This window comes from Neorhizobium tomejilense (assembly GCF_964254135.1).
Taxonomy (GTDB): Bacteria; Pseudomonadota; Alphaproteobacteria; order Rhizobiales; family Rhizobiaceae; genus Neorhizobium; species Neorhizobium tomejilense.
This window is the reverse complement of sequence record NZ_CAXUSO020000001.1, coordinates 1507300-1524246: the sequence shown is the minus strand read 5'-3', so window position 1 is coordinate 1524246 and position 16947 is coordinate 1507300. Positions and strand designations below refer to the sequence as shown.

The 16947-nt window shown below is 62.4% G+C and carries 15 protein-coding genes; 6 read left to right on the top strand and 9 right to left on the bottom strand.

Annotated features, from left to right (window positions below; translation table 11 throughout):
* Positions 1–5: 5 nt before the first annotated feature.
* Positions 6–701, bottom strand: a complete 696-nt coding sequence (gene rpiA / locus ACSQ3G_RS07875; RefSeq protein ID WP_105401328.1) for a ribose-5-phosphate isomerase RpiA — start codon at positions 699–701, stop codon at positions 6–8.
* A gap of 189 nt (positions 702–890) precedes the next feature.
* On the opposite strand from rpiA, the gene ACSQ3G_RS07870 reads away from it, so the two are divergent.
* On the top strand, positions 891–1592 hold the full coding sequence (locus ACSQ3G_RS07870; RefSeq protein WP_436109604.1) for an HAD family hydrolase: 702 nt from the start codon (positions 891–893) through the stop codon (positions 1590–1592).
* A gap of 57 nt (positions 1593–1649) precedes the next feature.
* Here ACSQ3G_RS07870 and ACSQ3G_RS07865 read toward each other — a convergent pair whose 3' ends face one another.
* The gene (locus ACSQ3G_RS07865; protein WP_436109603.1) at positions 1650–3587 is read right to left on the bottom strand and encodes a L,D-transpeptidase family protein; all 1938 of its coding nucleotides are present in this window, start codon (positions 3585–3587) and stop codon (positions 1650–1652) included.
* 381 nt (positions 3588–3968) lie between these two features.
* On the opposite strand from ACSQ3G_RS07865, the gene fumC reads away from it, so the two are divergent.
* Positions 3969–5360, top strand: a complete 1392-nt coding sequence (gene fumC, locus ACSQ3G_RS07860) for a class II fumarate hydratase (protein ID WP_436109602.1) — start codon at positions 3969–3971, stop codon at positions 5358–5360.
* Between the two features lie 292 nt (positions 5361–5652).
* Entirely contained in the window at positions 5653–6723 is a 1071-nt protein-coding gene (locus ACSQ3G_RS07855; protein ID WP_436109601.1) for a GGDEF domain-containing protein, read from the top strand.
* Between the two features lie 7 nt (positions 6724–6730).
* Here ACSQ3G_RS07855 and ACSQ3G_RS07850 read toward each other — a convergent pair whose 3' ends face one another.
* From ACSQ3G_RS07850 to ACSQ3G_RS07835, 4 genes are all read right to left on the bottom strand, one after another.
* Positions 6731–7537, bottom strand: a complete 807-nt coding sequence (locus ACSQ3G_RS07850; RefSeq protein ID WP_436109600.1) for a M15 family metallopeptidase — start codon at positions 7535–7537, stop codon at positions 6731–6733.
* The gene (locus ACSQ3G_RS07845; protein ID WP_046669606.1) at positions 7521–7910 is read right to left on the bottom strand and encodes a hypothetical protein; all 390 of its coding nucleotides are present in this window, start codon (positions 7908–7910) and stop codon (positions 7521–7523) included. Before ACSQ3G_RS07845 ends, ACSQ3G_RS07850 begins: the two co-directional genes overlap by 17 nt.
* 121 nt (positions 7911–8031) lie before the next feature.
* The gene (locus tag ACSQ3G_RS07840; protein WP_436109599.1) at positions 8032–8640 is read right to left on the bottom strand and encodes a pyridoxamine 5'-phosphate oxidase family protein; all 609 of its coding nucleotides are present in this window, start codon (positions 8638–8640) and stop codon (positions 8032–8034) included.
* A gap of 68 nt (positions 8641–8708) precedes the next feature.
* Entirely contained in the window at positions 8709–9650 is a 942-nt protein-coding gene (locus ACSQ3G_RS07835; protein WP_436109598.1) for an alpha/beta hydrolase, read from the bottom strand.
* A 47-nt stretch (positions 9651–9697) separates the two neighbouring features.
* Here ACSQ3G_RS07835 and ACSQ3G_RS07830 point away from each other — a divergent pair, with 47 nt between their 5' ends.
* On the top strand, positions 9698–10177 hold the full coding sequence (locus ACSQ3G_RS07830; protein WP_105401455.1) for a MarR family winged helix-turn-helix transcriptional regulator: 480 nt from the start codon (positions 9698–9700) through the stop codon (positions 10175–10177).
* Between the two features lie 14 nt (positions 10178–10191).
* Here the strand turns inward: ACSQ3G_RS07830 and ACSQ3G_RS07825 are convergent, their stop codons facing one another.
* Positions 10192–10566, bottom strand: a complete 375-nt coding sequence (locus tag ACSQ3G_RS07825) for a gamma-butyrobetaine hydroxylase family protein (RefSeq protein WP_046637634.1) — start codon at positions 10564–10566, stop codon at positions 10192–10194.
* 221 nt (positions 10567–10787) lie between these two features.
* On the opposite strand from ACSQ3G_RS07825, the gene moaA reads away from it, so the two are divergent.
* Positions 10788–11777, top strand: coding sequence for a GTP 3',8-cyclase MoaA (gene moaA / locus ACSQ3G_RS07820; protein WP_436111685.1), 990 nt, complete (start codon positions 10788–10790; stop codon positions 11775–11777).
* A 33-nt stretch (positions 11778–11810) separates the two neighbouring features.
* On the opposite strand, the gene ACSQ3G_RS07815 is transcribed toward moaA, so the two are convergent.
* The gene (locus ACSQ3G_RS07815; protein ID WP_436109597.1) at positions 11811–13157 is read right to left on the bottom strand and encodes a lactonase family protein; all 1347 of its coding nucleotides are present in this window, start codon (positions 13155–13157) and stop codon (positions 11811–11813) included.
* A gap of 129 nt (positions 13158–13286) precedes the next feature.
* Between ACSQ3G_RS07815 and ACSQ3G_RS07810 the strand changes: the two genes are divergently transcribed.
* A complete protein-coding gene (locus ACSQ3G_RS07810; protein ID WP_436109596.1) occupies positions 13287–14165 on the top strand; it encodes a LysR family transcriptional regulator in 879 nt (292 codons plus the stop codon).
* Between the two features lie 11 nt (positions 14166–14176).
* Here ACSQ3G_RS07810 and ACSQ3G_RS07805 read toward each other — a convergent pair whose 3' ends face one another.
* On the bottom strand, positions 14177–16738 hold the full coding sequence (locus ACSQ3G_RS07805) for a methyl-accepting chemotaxis protein (RefSeq protein ID WP_436109595.1): 2562 nt from the start codon (positions 16736–16738) through the stop codon (positions 14177–14179).
* Between the last annotated feature and the right edge of the window lie 209 nt (positions 16739–16947).

The following is a 16947-nucleotide window of genomic DNA, read 5'->3' as shown; positions in this document are numbered from 1 at the left end:
CTAGTTTACTTCGCCTCAAGCGTCCGCGCTCCAGCCTCACCGGCAATGATCGCTAAGGACGCCATATGAATGAACAGCCCGTGTTCCACGACACCGGGAATGAAATTAAGCTCCGCCGACAGTGCGTCTGCATCAGGAATGCGGCCAAAAGATGCGTCGAAAATGTAGTGGCCGCCATCTGTCGTGAAGACTTCAGCCCCCGATTTCCGCAGCTTCAACTCACCGGTCAATCCTAACCGGGAAGCGGCCTTTTCGATGGCAATCTGCGTCGCCGTCTGGCCGAAGGGATTGATCTCGATCGGCAGCGGATAGGCTCCGAGCATATCGACCAGCTTGCTTTCGTCGGCAATCACGATCATGCGGGCAGACGCCGCGGCGACGATCTTTTCGCGCAGCAATGCACCGCCGCCACCCTTGATCAGGGTCAGGTTGGCATCGACTTCATCGGCACCGTCGATCGTCAGATCGAGTTCCGGAAGCTCTTCCAGCGACTTCAGCGGAATGCCGAGTTCTACGCAGAGCCTCGCGGTGCGCTCGGATGTCGGCACGCCTTCGACCTTGAAGCCGCCGTGGACCTTTTCGGCAAGTAGCCTGACGAATTCGTCCGCCGTCGAACCGGTGCCGATACCCAGCCGCATGCCGTCCTCGACATAGGCCAGTGCCGCTTGCGCCGCCTTGACTTTCATTTCCCGGGCGTCCATCCGCCAAAAGCTCCCCGCTGTTTTCGCCGACCCGCTGTTTACACGCCTCTCCCCACAAACGAAAGTCCCCTCGCGGCGGGTTTTACGAAGCCATGGGTTTTACGAAGGTGGGCGAATCTCGCATATTTGCTTTTCACGGCAGCATTGCTTAATCCGGGGCATCTCCCGAACGACGCTCACGAGGTTCCATTGACCGCTCCACTCGTCATTTTCGACCTCGACGGCACGCTGATCGACACCGCACCGGATCTTATCGACAGCCTCAACTATACGATCGAGGACGAAGGTCTCCAGCCGGTGACCTTCGAGGACCTCACGCATCTCGTCGGCCAGGGCGTGCGCGTGATGATCCGCCGCGCCTTCGAACTTCGCAGGGTTCCGCTCGACGAGCCGACGGCGGCCAGGCTGTTCGATCGCTATATGGAGCACTACGAGGCGCAGATGCCGGGCAGAAGCCGCCCCTATGACGGCGTCGTCGCGTGTCTCGATCGCCTGTCGGCAGCCGGGATGCGGCTCGCGGTCTGCACCAACAAGTCCGAACGGCTCGCCTTCCCGCTTCTCGAAAAGCTCGGCCTTTTGGATCGCTTCGTCGCGATGACCTGCGGCGATACCTTCGCCGTCCGCAAGCCGGATGCCCGGCACATTTTCGGTACGATCGAACGGGCCGGCGGAAATCCGGCGACGAGCGTCATGATCGGCGACAGCGTCAACGATATCCTTGCCGCGCAGAATGCCGGCATTGCCTCCGTCGCCGTGACCTTCGGTTATTCCGACGTCGCAGTCGATACGCTCAACCCGGATCGGGTGATCGGCGGTTATGACGAGCTGACCGTGGAGATGGTGGAAACGCTGATTTCCGCCGACGTGACGCGGCTGGCGGCTGCCAAATAAAAAGCGGCCCGGAGGCCGCCTTCTTCTGCAATCCGAAACTCATCCTCAGCTCAAAACTCAGCTCTGGGCCGCCCGGACCTTGGTGGTTGCCACGAAAGCCTTCACCGTCGCATTGTCGCGGCCATAGACGTCGTCGAAATACTCGACCTTGCCGTCCTTGTTCGGCCAGGCGGTGAAATAGGCGACGTAGACCGGGATCCTGACCGGCACCTTGGCCGAGACGTTCTCGCCGGCAGCGATCCGTCCGTTCACATCGTCTATCGTGGTGCCGAGGACGGCAGCCGCCATCTTGCGCGGTTCGGCAAGACGGACGCAACCGTGGCTCAGCGCCCGCATGTCGCGCTGGAAGAAGCTTTTCGAAGGCGTGTCGTGCATGTAGATCGCGTGGCTGTTCGGGAACAGGATCTTCAGGTCGCCGAGCGCGTTGTCACCCGACGGCGGCTGACGCACGGAGATCTTCTCGGTGGAGCCGAACCAGTTGATGCTGCTCGACGAGACCGCCCTGCCGCCGACCGACACCTCATAACCCATCCGGTCGAGGTAGCTCGGATCCTGGCGCAGGTGCGGCAGCATCTCGTTGATGATGATCGACTGCGGCACGCCCCAATAGGGATTGAACTCGACGGTTTCGATTTCGTCCTGGAAGAAATAGGTCTGGTTGGACTTGCTGCCGACCACGACGCGCATCGAAAACTGTTCGGCACCACGGTCATGGTAATAGACCGTGAAGGCCGGCTGGTTGATGAAGACGTAACGCTGGCCGAGATCGTCCGGCAGCCAGCGCGCCTGTTCCATGGCGACTTCGACCTTCTCGATCTTGTCCTTCGACGTATGGCCGACCATCTTGCGCACCGTCGCATTGCCGATGACGCCATCGGCCTTGAGACCGACTTCCGTCTGGAAGGACTTCACGACGTCGACGAGCTCCGGCGTGTAGTCCGGGGTCTGCTGATAGGCCGTCAGCGTCGCCGCATGCTTGGTCTTCAGCGCTTCCGAGCCGGTGTGCTGGATTGCGGCGATGATGCTCGCCATATCCGCGCTGCTCTTGCCCGGCTTCAGGAGAATGTCGCTCGGCAGCGAGATCTGCGGACCGTCATTGGCCGCTGCGGCGCGCAGCGTTGCAAGCTCAGCTTTCAGCGCCTGGAATTGAGGGCTCTGCGGGGCGAGGCCTTCGAGGTAGGCCGCCACATCCGTACCGGTCTGCGCGAAAGGCAGGACGAGCGGGAGCTTGACGTCCTTGCGCTTGAAGTCGTGGTAACCAGACACCTTGTTCGGGTCGATGCGACCACGCATCATGTCCTGGGCGAAGGTCAGCACCTTTTCCGAAAGCGCCAGTTCGAACTGCATCAGCGCGCGATCGTGGCTGTCGGCGGCGGAAACCGGCTCAGATGCCGTTGCGGAGACATTGATGGGGGCCGCCGCATCCGTCGGGGCCGCGACGCTTGCCGTGGTCAGCGCCGGGACCGGCAGGATGTAGTCGGCCGGTTCGAGCCCGTATTCGCCGGCCCGCTCGAAGAGCGATAGCACGCCCCTCGCCTTCTCGTTGACGTCGCCGGCGGTGACCCAGAGAGGCTCCGCGGCCTTGCTGTAGAAGGCTTCGAGCGCGGTCGCGATTTCCGCCGGCGCCGAAACCTTGGCCTCGGCGATGAGGCGCGTGCCGTCCGTCGCGGATGCTGCTGCGAAGGCGGTCGTCTTCACGGCCCGCTCGGCATCCGGCTTGTAGGTGTAATATCGAGGACCGGAGACTTTCGGCAGCGGCTCGGGATCGGCGAGGCTGCGCTCGGTCGGCATGCCGTTATTGCCGCCGACGCCCGGCAGGCCGTTATCGTACCGCCCTGCCCGTTCCGCGCCGGGACCGCCGCGCAGGAGGTCGAGAAGTGTCACGGCATGTGCGGGAACGACCGCACCGGTAAACATCGAGATGCCGGAGACGAGCGCCAATGCGATCGAAGTTCTTTTGTGTTTGTACTGCAATGTCGTCCCCGTCACCTGCATCCGCGTCTTGATCCGCGGGCTCGAATATATATCACGCCATCTAACCGATCGCGTGAGGGATGGAAAGAAACGCCCGAGCGGCCGGCGGGTTTCGGCTCCGCCGGAAACAGCATCGGTGCGCAGCCGGAAGGTTAAGAAACTATTCGTTAAATTTTTACTGACGACCACCGACAAGCACCCGGCCAGAGGGCGGATTCCGCTGTATAATTCCGCTGTCCGTGTCATAAAAGGCACGACGAAAGCCTGCCAAAAAGCCTGTTCGGCCGGCTTGCGGACGTTCACCAATCGTATAGTAATGCCGCCGGCCGGCTCCGACGCGGTAACGCGTTGTTGATCTTTAAGGACACCGGCAGCGACCACGAGCAAAAAGAGGCAGCGAAGATGGCATCGACCCGCACCGAAACCGATACGTTTGGCCCGATCGACGTGGCGAGCGACCGTTATTGGGGGGCCCAGGCGCAGCGCTCGCTCGGCAACTTCAAGATCGGCTGGGAAAAACAACCGCTCGCGGTCGTGCGTGCGCTCGGCATCGTCAAGCAGGCCGCCGCCCGCGCCAATATGGAACTGGGCGGCCTCGACGCTTCGATCGGCAAGGTCATCGTCGAAGCGGCCCAGGAAGTCATTGACGGCAAGCTCGACGACCATTTTCCGCTGGTCGTCTGGCAGACGGGCTCCGGCACCCAGTCGAACATGAACGCCAACGAGGTGATCTCCAACCGCGCGATCGAAATGCTCGGCGGCGTGATGGGCTCCAAGAAGCCCGTGCATCCGAACGACCACGTCAACATGAGCCAGTCGTCGAACGATACCTATCCGACGGCCATGCACATCGCCTGCGTCGAAACCATCGTGCGCCACCTGATCCCGTCGCTGAAGCAGCTGCACGAAGCGCTGGAGGTGAAGGTCAATGCCTTCTCCCACATCATCAAGATCGGCCGCACCCACACGCAGGATGCCACCCCGCTGACGCTCGGCCAGGAATTCTCCGGTTACGCGGCGCAGGTCGGCTCGGCGATCGCTAATATCGAACTGACGCTGCCGGCACTTTCCAAGCTCGCCCAGGGCGGCACGGCGGTCGGCACCGGCCTCAACGCCCCGGTCGGCTTTGCCGAAAAGGTCGCCGAGGAAATCTCGAAGATCACCGGCCTGCCTTTCGTCACGGCCCCAAACAAGTTCGAAGCACTCGCCTCGCACGACTCGATGGTGTTTGCGCACGGCGCGATCAACGCCGCCGCCGCCGCTCTCTTCAAGATCGCCAATGACATCCGTTTCCTGGGCTCCGGCCCGCGTGCGGGCCTTGGCGAACTGTCGCTGCCGGAAAACGAGCCAGGTTCGTCGATCATGCCGGGCAAGGTCAACCCGACCCAGTCGGAAGCGCTCACCCAGGTCTGCGCCCATATCTTCGGAAACCATGCGGCTCTCACCTTCGCCGGCAGCCAGGGCCACTTCGAGCTCAACGTCTACAATCCGATGATGGCCTACAATTTCCTGCAGTCGGTGCAGCTGCTCGGCGACGCCGCGGTCTCCTTCACCGACAATTGCGTGGTCGGCATCGAAGCCCGGGAAGACAATATCAGACGCGGCGTGGAAAACTCGCTGATGCTGGTCACCGCCCTTAACACCAGGCTCGGCTACGACATCTGCGCTAAGATCGCCAAGACAGCCCACAAGAACGGCACGACGCTTCGTGAAGAAGCGGTCGGCGGCGGATACCTGACGAACGAGGAGTTCGACCAGTATGTCCGCCCCGAAAACATGATCGGCCCCAAATAAGGCGACCTGACTTATAATATAACGAGGAAGCCCGCCTCCCGAAAGGCGGGTTTTCTCTGTCGGTCGGCCTAAACTGGTTAATTCCGACAATATATCAACATTCTAGAAGTGAATATCTTTTCGGGCTCGAAGTCTGTAAACCCATTAGTTTTGAGGGAAAATCGGGTATTTCAGAAATGCGAAATAAATTTAAGAATAAGCTCTTCAGTTCGCACCCCTTAATTCTTTTCGAACATTTTTCACATACTACTTCCTTTTATAGCATGCAGGTGGGATCTAGTGGGGATCGTCGATGACGACGGCAGCGGCGCCGAGAGCGCAATCTAGCGATCTGATCGGCCAGATCATCTACGCGGTGCGATCGATGGGCGTCGCCCCGATCCCTCGCAATTATCAGCTTTTTTACGAGGCCTATATCGGTTCCAATCCCGACCTGACCCGTGATCTGGCGGGGCTCGGAAGCCGTGCCACGCAGGAGGAGCTGGACGCGCTTTCGCATCGTTACCTTGGAACCGGCCAGGTGGCGGTCATCGAAGACGCCCATACCAGGATTCTTGGCGAACTCGACGCGCTCCTGAAGCTGCTGCGTCAGGAGCAGAACTCGCTCGAGAGCTACGGCAAACTGCTTGGAGAAACCGCTCAGCGGATCAACTCCAAGAGCAGTTTTTCCAACGACCTGCTGACCAGCGCGCTGGCGCTCTTGAGCGAGGCGACGGGCAGCACCATGGCGCATGGCGAAAAGACCGTCGGCGGCGTCGTCCAGCGCTCGCAGGAAATGGACCAGGTCCGCCGGGAACTCGATGAATACAAGCGTATCGCCAACACCGATTCGTTGACCCGGATCGCCAACCGCCGTGCCTTCGACGAGCGCCTTGCGGCGACTTACGACAATACAGCCCTGCTGCCAGTCACCGCACTGGTACTGGCCGATATCGACAACTTCAAGAAAATCAACGACAGCTACGGCCATCCGGTCGGCGACAAGATCCTCGCGACGGTTGCTTCCGTGATCCGCTCGAACGTCCGCAAGGATGTCTTCGTCGCCCGCTCCGGCGGCGAGGAATTCGCGATCATCGTCGAAGGCAACACGCCGGAAGAGGTGATAATCATCTGCGAGCGGGTCCGCCGCGCGCTGGAAACCCGCATCTTCCGCAATTCGCGCTCCGGCATCGACTACGGCCCGGTCACCATTTCGCTCGGCTTTGCGATGGCCTCGCAGGCGAGCGATCCCGGAGAACTCTACGCCAATGCCGATACGGCCCTCTACAACGCCAAGAACTCCGGCCGGAACCGCTCTGTCATCTTTGATGACAGCATGAAGAAGGACTATGTCGGCAAGAGCTGGCTGATCTACAGGAAGTAGAATTCCTTCAGTCGCAGGCCGAGACGCCTGCGGCGCCAGCGATGGCCAGCAGTTCCGGGCGGTATTCGAAATGCATGGTGTCGTAGTGATACCAGCGACCGCCCCAGATAAAGCCATGGCGCTCGAACGCCGCGACGATCTTCATCGGAAAGCGGTTTTTGTAGTTCGGGACATTGCCGGGCTTGCCACCCGACCACAGCCAGTAATCGGCGTGTTTCGTGTTGAGATCGATCGCCGCGCCAAAACTGTGGACCGAGAGATTGGTCTGTCCGGCAACCTTGCGCCAGTTGAAGACGCCGGCCGACGGCGTCAGGTAGGTCTTCAGGCCCGGGTCGGCGGCAAGCTCATCGCGGACGGCGGCGAGCGCCTTGTCGACCCCGTTACGGCTGGTAACGCGCAACGTCTCCCCGAACCATGCGACCGGCACGAGGCTCGACTGCACGGCATTGGCGCTCGCGCCATAAAGGCGCTTCATCAACTCGTCGCTGCGGATACGGCCCGGATCGGAATCGACCGGCGGGCGGTATTCGCATGCGCCCGGCCGATACGCCTGAGACAGGCTGTCCTCGACGTCGCCCTCGGCCAGCATTTGCGCATGGTTGCGCCTGATCCCGTCGTCGATCGGAATCGGCGCCCCCTCCTTCATGATCAGCCTGCCGTCGCGGCTGGCCGCGATCATGTCGGGATAGGCCTTCACGAGGGCCGCGATCTTTTCCTCCAGGCGCAATTCGCGCGCCTCGCCCGGGCCGCAGACGAGAACCGACAGCATCACGGCTGCGGCCCGGAGGAACGGCCTGTCAGTAGACCAGGACATTGACGTAATCGCCGCGAGGCCCTCGAAAGATCTGCACGTTGATCATGACATTCCCGCGAACGACGGCGTTGCGGGCGGCCCGATCGATGGTGCCACGGCTGATCATGCGCTCGACGAGTTCCCGATTGCCGGCATCGTCGAAGAAGCTGTCGCTCTGGTCGCCGCGCTGCGAGACGCCGAAGCGATGAAAATTCGCGCGATCCTGGCGGACAATCTGCCAGGGCTCCTGCAGGCGCACATTGTTGGAATTGTACAGGTCGTCCTCGCCGATGAAGGCCGTATATTCCTCGATCAACTGGTCCGCACGCGCCGCTTGGGCGCCGAACATCGTCGCAGCCAGGACCACCGCCGCAAAGCCGGTTCCAAACTTCATGAAATCCCCCGTGCCCGTCCCCTATGGCGGGTCGATTCGATTGTCGCCTCGAGCGCTGGAAATGTCCATGAGGACGCCGACTAGGCATGTCTTCTTCACGAAGAAAACGCCGGTACGGCGTCTACCACATGGTCTTGGCGGCGCGCTCCGGCCATTCCCGGTCATAGGTCTCCTTATCGAAGTCGGCCTTGGCCGCCTTCAGCAGCGTTCCGGGCGTCGGCAAGCTCTTCGGATCGGCGAAATGCTCCGGGTTCCAGAGTTCGGCACGCATCAGGGCGCGGGCGCACTGGAAATAGACCTCGTTCACGGTGATCACCGTGACGCTGCGCGGATGCCGGCCGTCCATCTCGAAGCTTTCGAGCAGCGCGGGCTCCACCGAGATCACGGCGCGGCCGTTGATGCGCATCGTCGTGTTCGAGCCAGGCACCAGAAACATCAAAGCCACGCGCGGGTCGCGCACGATATTGATCAGCGAATCGATGCGGTTGTTGCCGCGCCAGTCGGGCAGAAGCAGCGTCGAATCGTCCTCGATACGCACCGCCCCGCCAAGGTCGCCGCGCGGCGAGCAGTCCAGCCCTTCCGGTCCCACGGTCGCGAATGCGAGGAAAGGCGAGGCCTCGATCATCTGCCGGTATTCCGGGGTCAGCGTCTTCGTCACCTTAGCGAGCGAAGCCTCCGAGACGCCGTCATAGATCGCCTTCAGTTCCTCGACGGATGTGATGATGGTCATGGCTCGCCCCTCTGGTATCGGCGGGCCTTAGCCCGCGCGGGCGACACTATGATGACGTCCCCTGTGGATCAAGCAGCAGCGTCGTTGCCGGGCTTGGCGGCGATGGAGGTTTCGCGCAGCGGCCCGCGGTCGTTCGTCAGGAAGGCGGCAATGGTCTCGATCACGCCGCGGTCGCTGACGATGCGGCGATGCCCGAGCCCGTTCGCCCATTCGAGCCGTGCCGTGGCAAGCCCCTCGAAACGGCGGGCGTGGTCGGCGGCAACCTCCTTGTCCTCCTCGGCATGTACGACCAGCAGGGGCGTCCCCAGCCGCGCGGCGCTTGCCACCGTGTCGAAGTCGTCGAGCGAGGCACCAGCTACCTTCTCCGCCTGCCGGATCAGCTGCGCCTTGACGCGCGGCGGCAGGCCGACCATCCGCGAAAAGTCATCGAACAGCCAATGGATATGGCTCGGCGCTCCGATAACCACCAGTTTCGAGGGAGAGATCGCGCCGACTTCCTTCATCACCCCGCCGGCGGCGAGCATCATGCTCGCACCGCCGAACGAATGACCGACCGCCGCATCGAAATGACCGAACCGGTTCTCCGCCGCAACGATCGCCTCGACGGCCTGGCGCATGTTGAGGCTGCGGCCGCTGGAAAGCCCATGGCCGGGAAAATCGAGCACCACGACCTCGGCGCCGGTTTCGGCCAGGCCCGCCGGCAGCGCAGCGATATAGGCGGCATTGGAGCCCCAGCCGTGCACGACCAGGTAACGGGGCCGGCCGGGCTTGCCGTCGCCGTTGAAGCGATAGGCCATCACCGTCGAGCTTCCGACAGTGAGCGGGATCTTCTGGGCGGCCGAGAGCCGCTCCCGTCCCTCATTCTCCATCGCCCTCGCCTTGCCGCCCTTGGGACGTCGCGAGGGCGTCAGGCAGAAGAGCCGAAAGGCGAGCCCGGCTGCGGCATTGGGGAAAGGCCGCCCCATGGCGGCAAATCCGAAACGGATGACCTTGAGTGCAAAGGATGGCATAGTGAGAAAACCCAATAATGTTCAATGCTGAACAATAAAGTACAATGATGAACAAAAATCAATCCCTCCCCTGGGATCATCCGCGTTTTCGCAGTTGGATTGCCGTCGCCCGCGCCTGCCAGTTGATGCAAACCGTGCTGACCCGCGAGCTCACCGAACTCGATATCAAGCCGCCGCATCTCGACATCCTGATCAATCTCTACCGGTTCGAGGGGATCTCCCAGCAGGAGCTCGCCCACAAACTGCTGGTGGGGCGTTCCAACATGAGCATGGCGCTGCCGCAGATGGAAAAGCGCGGGCTGATCGAGCGGCGCGGCGATACGAAGGACAAGCGCGTGCTGCGCCTCTACCTGACCCGGGAAGGCCGCTCGGTGACGGAAAAGGCGATGGCGATCCAGACGGCGCTGATCGAGCGGACGCTCTCCTCCGAGCCGCTGGATCAATGCATGGCGATGGCGGAGTCCATGGAGCGGCTGATCGTCACCCTGCAGTCGGAGATCCGGGAGGACAGCCGCGAGCCGGCCTGACCACCGCTTGACGCCTACCGCGTTCTCTGCGGTGGATCGCGGGAGAGGCCCTTCTCAGTGAGATCGCGCTCATAGTCGGCAAACAGCTCGGCTCCGCGTTCGCCGAGTTCGCGCAAATATGGCCAGGTGAAGATGCCGCTGTCATGGCCGTCGTCGAAGCGGATTCGCACCGCGTAGTTGCCGGCCGGCGTGATCGCCGCAATGCCGACATTGCGCTTGCCGGGCACGGTGACCTTCTGGCCGGGACCATGCCCCTGCACTTCCGCCGAAGGCGACAGCACGCGCATCGTTTCGGCCGGCAATGGAAAAGCCGCGCCGTCGCTGAAGGTGACGTTCAGCGTGTGGCGGTCCTTGGAGACCCTAAGTTCCGTCGGCCAGATGTCGCTCATGCTTTTCAGGCTCCCGATTGTCATATGCCTGGCGGAGGATTATGAGCTACGGCGTTTCGCCGCAAGCGGTTTTGCGTCCGTCGCTGTACTATCTGGATCGATGTCATACACTTGACGCGACGGCTCGAAACCCCCACTTTCCGGGTAAGGGAGATTATCACGTGAACAGTTTCGCAGGACCGGTCGGAGGAGCAGCGCCGATCATCGCCGACCAGGCACCGATGATCGATCCGTTCGGCCGTGCGGTCACCTATCTGCGTGTCTCGGTCACCGACCGCTGCGATTTCCGCTGCACCTATTGCATGGCGGAAAACATGACCTTCCTGCCGAAAAAGGACCTGCTGACGCTGGAGGAGCTGAACCGGCTCTGTTCCGCCTTCATTTCCAAGGGCGTCCGCAAGATTCGCCTCACGGGCGGCGAACCGCTGGTGCGCAAGAACATCATGTTCCTGGTGCGCGAGCTCGGCCAGCACGTCAAGGCCGGCGCTCTCGACGAGCTGACGCTGACAACCAACGGGTCGCAGCTCGCAAAATATGCCGACGAACTTTATGACAGCGGCGTGCGCCGCATCAATGTCTCGCTCGACACGCTGAACCCCGAGAAATTCAAGGCAATCACCCGCTGGGGCGATTACCACAAGGTCATGGAAGGCATCGACGCCGCCCAGAAGGCCGGGCTGAAGATCAAGCTGAATGCCGTGGCGCTGAAGGAATTCAACGAGTTCGAGATCGCCGACATGCTGCGTTTCGCGCATGGCCGCGGCATGGACATGACGGTCATCGAGACCATGCCGATGGGTGAGATCGACGAGGACCGCACCGACCAGTATCTGCCGCTCTCCAAGCTGCGCGCCGATCTCGAAGAACAGTTCACGCTGAACGAAATCCCCTACAAGACCGGCGGCCCCGCCCGCTATGTGGAAGTGAAGGAAACCGGCGGCCGTCTGGGCTTCATCACGCCGATGACCCATAATTTCTGCGAGAGCTGCAACCGCGTGCGTCTCACCTGCACCGGGACGCTCTACATGTGCCTCGGCCAGAACGACGCGGCCGACCTGCGCACCGCGCTGCGCGCCTCCGAAAACGACGGCTACCTGTCGGCCGCGATCGACGAAGCGATCACCCGCAAGCCCAAGGGCCACGATTTCATCATCGATCGCACCCACAAGCGCCCCGCCGTCGCCCGCCACATGAGCGTCACCGGCGGGTGATATCCGCGCCGGCGACCGCTGCTGCCGCCTGGATTATCGCGAAATATCGACATGATGCACTCCGTGCGGCAAAGCCACTCGCCCGATCCATCGCAGCGACGGCGTATCGCCCCTGATCACCTTGAAGACTTCAAGCCCCGCCCCGGTCTCGGGGCCTGCACCCTCATGTCCCTCGAAAACGGTTGCGAGAAGGTGATCACCCGTCAGGTCGAAGGTTCCGCCTTCGGGCAAAACGCCCTCGAACGTATAGTCGCCAACCTTGTGCAGCCTGCCCGCGGCCGGATCGAACGTCAGGAGCAATACGGCCGCCTCGCGGCCATGACGCGGCGACCCGGGCGGAAAGGACGTGCCGCGCATATTGATCGTCGCGACAAGCCGGCCATCCGGGCTCACCGCCATTCCTTCGGCCGAAACGCCGGTGTCGACCGTCATCAACCGCTCGTGCCGGGCTTCGGACGCCTCGGGATCTGCCAGCCGGACCACGCTCATGGTGGAGGACGCATTCGGGATGCGGCCTTCAAGGCTGGTCGCGGTGAAATCGCGCCCCCAGTTCGATGTCAGATAGTGGCGGCCATCCGGCGTGAAGCGGCCGACAAAGGAATCCCTACCCACCTCCACGGTGTTTCCCCAGGGCTGCAAGGCAGGCTTCTGATCGCTATCGGCAAATTCGAAGAACGCGACACGGTTCTGCGTGTTGATATTGGCCGCCAGAAACCGCCCGGAAGGATGCCATTGAACATTGGTCGCCGTCACGCCACCCCGCGGAGCGTCCAGCGATCCGGTTATGCCGAGTTCGGCCAGATCGAAGCGGGCGACCTCACTGAATTGCCCATCGGCAAATTCGACGATCTGAAGCAGGGCCGCATCGGCGGTGTTGGAGATGACCGCCACCCGCTGCCCGTCCGGGCTGACGGCCAATGCCTCCGGATTGATGCCGATCTCCACCGTATCGGCAAGCTTCGGCGTGGATGGGTCGGAGAGATCGACGGCAAACAGCCGTCTGCCGGGCGGCAGATCCCTGACCGTTCCGCCGCCATCCGGCCGCTCGCCCAATCGTTCGGTCACGAATGCCGTGCGCCCATCCGGCGTCAGTTCCAGGATTTCGGGCGCCGCGGTCACCGAGTTCGAGACGGGGAGTGAACCTCTCGTCACGCGGCCATTGGCTATCGAAAGAATGGTGAGCACGTCCCTGTGCCCGGCCTCCTTCGGAGCCAGTACGGAATCGGCATAGGTGCGCGCCAGATAGTCGCCGTCGGAGATGACGGCGACGCGACCGGCCGATATCGCGCCGAGGATATCGGCCGATTGTGCAGCAGCAGTACCAGACGCGACGGTAACCAACGAAAGGGCCGTGCCCGCGAGAAAAGCCAATGCCTTCATGATCCATTCTCCTTCCGAGAAGCGGCGTCACCTGCCGCCTATTGCCTGAAGGGAGGATAGGGTCCAGTCTGATAGAGTTCCAATCGGAATTCCATTATCTGTGATAGGCAAAATACATCAGGAATGTCGATGGATATTCGCTCCATGGCTTGCTTCGTGGCGGTCGCCGAAGAATTGCATTTCCGCCGGGCGGCCGAGAGGATGCACCTCACCCAGCCCTCGCTCAGCCAGCGCATCCGCGCCCTCGAGCTGGAGATCGGCACGGACCTCTTTGCGCGCGATCGCCGCAGCGTCGCGCTGACGCCGGCCGGCCAGGCGTTCCTCGAACCCGCCCGCCGGGCGATCGAAAATGCCGACGTTGCCCGGCAGCAGGCTCTACGGGCGTTTCGCGGCGAAGTCGGCCGGCTGCGGCTGGGTTTCACGGTCATCGCCTTCTACGGCATCCTGCCGGAAGCAGTGCAGGCATTTCGGAAGCGCTATCCGCAGGTCGAGATAGAGCTTGTCGAGCTCAATTCCCCGTCACTCGAAACCGCACTGATGACGGGAACGATCGATCTGGCGGTCCTGCATCCGCCGCTCGCCAATCCGGAACTCGCGATCCATGAACTGCCGGCCGAGCCTCTGGTCCTGGCATTGCCGGAAGGCCACCCGCTTGCTGTGCGAAGCGAGATTCGGCTCTCCGACCTGGCCGACCAACCCTTTCTTCTCGCACCCCGCTCCATCGGACCGAGCATCTACGACAGGGTCATCGCTCTCTTCCGGGACCAGGGCATCAGTCCGCGCATCGTGCAGGAGGTTACGCCGATGACCACACTTGCAGGCCTGGTGGCGGCGGGGGTCGGAATGGGGTTCGTCACGGGCGGCCTGTCACGCCTGCCGCGTCCCGGCGTCGTTTTCCGACCGGTCACGCCGACGCCGCCATCGTTGCCGATGGCGGCGTCCTGGTTGAAACCACAGCTTTCCGCAATCGGGCAGCGCTTCCTCGAAACGGTCTCGGCGCTTGCCTGACTGTCCAGGCCTCAGGCAGCGTCGCTGCGACGGAAGCCTGAGCGCCGTTCGTTGGCGCCGGCATGGAAGTTGACGTTGGGATCGCGCGTCTTGAAGCGCTCGATCTTCTCGGACAGCGTCTCCACACGTTGGCGCAGGCCGTGAATCTCGGCGTTGTTTTCCTCAACCATCGCCGCGTTACGCTGGGTGATCAGCTCGACCTCCTGCACCGCCTTGGTGACTTCGTTGATACCGGTCGACTGCTCGCCGGTGGCCGCCGAAATCTGGGACACCAGTTTGCGGACATCGGTGATGTGCGTGATGATCTCGGTGAGTGCCGTACCCGTCTCCTCGACCAGATGCACGCCGTTGCTGACCTGGGTCGAGCTTGCCGAAATAAGGCCCTTGATCTCGCGGGCAGCACCGGCGCAGCGCTGCGCCAGTTCGCGGACTTCCTGGGCGACGACCGCAAAGCCGCGGCCTGCCTCACCGGCACGGGCCGCCTCGACGCCGGCATTCAGCGCCAGCAGGTTGGTCTGGAAGGCGATCTCGTCGATGACCCCGATGATCGTCGCGATCTTTTCGGAAGAACGGCTGATCTCGCCCATGGCATCGACCGCGCGGGATACGACCTCGCCGGAGCGGACCGCGAAGTCTTCCGTCTCGTTGACCGAGACGGATGTCTGCTTGGCGCTTTCGGCCGTCGAGCGGACGATTTCGCTCAGATGGCGCAGGGCGCGCGAGCTCTGTTCGAGCGCTGCCGCCTGCTGTTCCGTGCGGCGGGCAAGATCGTCCGCCGAAGCGGCGAGATTGCCGGTGCCGCCGTCGATCTCTTCCGCGGTCGAGCGCACGTCGGCGAGCGTGGCGCGGAGCGCCTCGACAGCCTGGTTGTAGGTGCGCGCCATCTCGATGAAGTCTTCCGGCAGGTTTTCGTCCATGCTGCGCTCGAGGTCGCCCTCGGCAAGCTTGCCGAGCATGTCGTTGAGCGCGGTCAGCGCCTGGCGTTGTTCGCCGGCAATGCGGGCACGCTCGGAGGCGCGGCGCTCGGACTCGGCGGTCGAGAGCTCGCGGGCTGCGGCGGCATCCTGCTCGAGACGGACATTTTCGACCGCCGCATCGCGGAAGACGGTAACAGAGCGAACCATGTCGCCGATTTCGTCGCCACGTTCGCGGCCTTCGATCTTGACCTCGAGATCGCCGTCAGCGAGCCGCTTCATCACTTCGGTGACGCGACGCAGCGGGCCGCGCAGCGTTTCCACCAGCATCAGGCCACCGGCAATGGCAAGCAGCGTGCCGACCACCATGGCGATCAGCGACAGCTGGGCGGAACGTTCGCTGTCTTCCTTGCCGACCTCCTGGGCCTGGGCTACGAAATTCTTGAGGCCGGCCATGCCGCCCGTCAGCGTTTCGCCGGCGGCGGCGCGCGCCTTTTTCCAGTCGGCGGCGATGGACAGAAGTTTGGCGGTATCCTCCTCGATCGATTTCAGGCGGGGCTGAAGCGTCGTCGAGAACTCGCGCATGGCGGGGTTTCTGGCGAGTTCGGACACTTCCCCGCTGGCGGCCCTCAGCTTTGCCATGACGTCGAGGACGACCTTGCGCGCGTCCTCCGTCTGGTTGGCGCGCAGCCGCTCGACGTAGAGCTGCATGGCGTCGATCAGGCGCAACGATTCGGCGCTGCGGTCCAGAAGCGTGCGCAGGCTGGCGACCTCGCCCTCGATGCTGGCGAAACGGCTGGCCGCGTTGCCGGCCTTGCTGGTGACTTCCGCCTCCATTTTCGCCTGCAATTTCTCCATGCCGGCGACGGTGTCACGCACCGCCTTCGCCTTTTCCGGAACCTCCTGATTGCCCTTGATGGTGGCGGCAAGTGCGCTGATCGCGTCATTGATCGGCTTCAGCTGCTTGATGCCGTTCGGTGTAAGGAAGGCCTGAACTTCCTGGAACGTCTTGTCCAGAATGCCGAGATACATGTCGGCGGTGCTGATCGCACCGTCGTCCGTGCCTGTCTCCTTGACGGAATTGCGAAGCTCGCCGATCTGTTCGGCGATCGCCTTGTAGGCATAGGCTTCCAGAACCATGCCCTTGGCGAACTTTTCCTTGCCTTCGAACTGCTTGCGGACGTTGGCGACCTGATCCGAGACTCCTGTCGCGACGGTGCGAACATTGTCGATGCTGTCGTCGAGCGCAGCGGCGTTTTCGTCTCGCCTCTGCTTTATCTTCCAGAGCACGTCCGTATCGGCGCGCATCTTGGGCGCAAGCCCGGTCACCACGGCGATGCGCTCGCGGTCCCCGGCCGTCACGAGCAGCCCGCCGAGCACGCGGACGCCGCTCTCCTGCTTGTCGATCGCAGCCTTCAAGGCCGCAAGCGATGCATTGTCGGGCTTGCTGTTGAATTCCTGGAGGACCGCCTGAAGATTTTCAAAGTCGCCGATGTTTTCGATCGTCGCACGCGTCACGGTCATATGGCCGTTCAGCATGCTGGCTGTGTAGTAGCCGGCAAGACCGACGCCGGCGATCAAGAGCACCAGCGGGATGACGAAAAGAAGGACCTTGGTGACGATCCTGCGGCTCTGAAGAAGACGATCGATGAAAGACATTTTTCCCCCAACTGCAAACCAGATGCGACTTTCGCGTCTGCGGCATCGCGAAACGGCAACGGCACGATCCCAGCTTCATGCGGGAATGAATGGGTTCACAATGGTCAAATTCGGTTGAACAACGGTTAATTCGGGACCCTTACATTTCGTTTTATTACACTGTATCGGATATCGGAATTTCCCGCCGCTACCCAAAAGAGTACCGCCCG

Excerpts from the sequence above, each read along its gene's own strand:
- moaA (WP_436111685.1), top strand. The coding sequence starts at position 10,788 with ATGATCGATCCGTTCGGCCGTGCGGTCACCTATCTGCGTGTCTCGGTC.
- ACSQ3G_RS07840 (WP_436109599.1), bottom strand. The coding sequence starts at position 8,640 with ATGACCATCATCACATCCGTCGAGGAACTGAAGGCGATCTATGACGGC.
- ACSQ3G_RS07850 (WP_436109600.1), bottom strand. The coding sequence starts at position 7,537 with ATGTCCTGGTCTACTGACAGGCCGTTCCTCCGGGCCGCAGCCGTGATG.
- ACSQ3G_RS07845 (WP_046669606.1), bottom strand. The coding sequence starts at position 7,910 with ATGAAGTTTGGAACCGGCTTTGCGGCGGTGGTCCTGGCTGCGACGATG.
- ACSQ3G_RS07810 (WP_436109596.1), top strand. The coding sequence starts at position 13,287 with ATGGATATTCGCTCCATGGCTTGCTTCGTGGCGGTCGCCGAAGAATTG.
- ACSQ3G_RS07830 (WP_105401455.1), top strand. The coding sequence starts at position 9,698 with ATGAACAAAAATCAATCCCTCCCCTGGGATCATCCGCGTTTTCGCAGT.
- ACSQ3G_RS07865 (WP_436109603.1), bottom strand. The coding sequence starts at position 3,587 with ATGCAGGTGACGGGGACGACATTGCAGTACAAACACAAAAGAACTTCG.
- ACSQ3G_RS07855 (WP_436109601.1), top strand. The coding sequence starts at position 5,653 with ATGACGACGGCAGCGGCGCCGAGAGCGCAATCTAGCGATCTGATCGGC.
- rpiA (WP_105401328.1), bottom strand. The coding sequence starts at position 701 with ATGGACGCCCGGGAAATGAAAGTCAAGGCGGCGCAAGCGGCACTGGCC.
- fumC (WP_436109602.1), top strand. The coding sequence starts at position 3,969 with ATGGCATCGACCCGCACCGAAACCGATACGTTTGGCCCGATCGACGTG.
- ACSQ3G_RS07825 (WP_046637634.1), bottom strand. The coding sequence starts at position 10,566 with ATGAGCGACATCTGGCCGACGGAACTTAGGGTCTCCAAGGACCGCCAC.
- ACSQ3G_RS07835 (WP_436109598.1), bottom strand. The coding sequence starts at position 9,650 with ATGCCATCCTTTGCACTCAAGGTCATCCGTTTCGGATTTGCCGCCATG.
- ACSQ3G_RS07805 (WP_436109595.1), bottom strand. The coding sequence starts at position 16,738 with ATGTCTTTCATCGATCGTCTTCTTCAGAGCCGCAGGATCGTCACCAAG.
- ACSQ3G_RS07815 (WP_436109597.1), bottom strand. The coding sequence starts at position 13,157 with ATGAAGGCATTGGCTTTTCTCGCGGGCACGGCCCTTTCGTTGGTTACC.